This window comes from Pseudoalteromonas sp. S3178 (assembly GCF_005886985.1).
Classification (GTDB): Bacteria; Pseudomonadota; Gammaproteobacteria; order Enterobacterales; family Alteromonadaceae; genus Pseudoalteromonas; species Pseudoalteromonas carrageenovora.
Window position 1 is genome coordinate 1 of the sequence record NZ_PNCW01000189.1, and the last position, 372, is coordinate 372.

Sequence of the window (372 nt, forward strand, 5' to 3'; positions counted from 1 at the left end):
CTTGGGCTAAATGGTCACGTCCTTGGACAATGGCCGCATGGGGCTTTCTTACTCTAGGCATTACTATTGGTAGTTGGTGGGCGTACTCAGAACTAGGCTGGGGCGGTTGGTGGTTCTGGGATCCGGTTGAGAACGCTTCACTGATGCCTTGGCTTGTTGCAACCGCTTTATTGCATTCACTCGCAGTAACAGAAAAGCGTGGTGTGTTTAAGTCTTGGACAGTACTACTTGCTATCACCGCGTTTAGTTTATGTTTACTTGGTACCTTTATCGTTCGTTCTGGGATCATCGTTTCGGTGCATGCGTTTGCAACCGATCCAGACCGTGGTTTATATATCCTGTCATTCTTGGCTGTGGTTGTGGGTGGTAGCT

1 protein-coding gene is annotated in these 372 nt (G+C 48.7%); it reads left to right on the forward strand.

Translation table 11 applies throughout. From position 1 onward, the window contains the following. Positions 1-372, forward strand: a 372-nt coding sequence (gene ccsA, locus CWC11_RS20560) for a cytochrome c biogenesis protein CcsA (RefSeq protein WP_171038476.1), incomplete at both ends; no start/stop codon positions are given.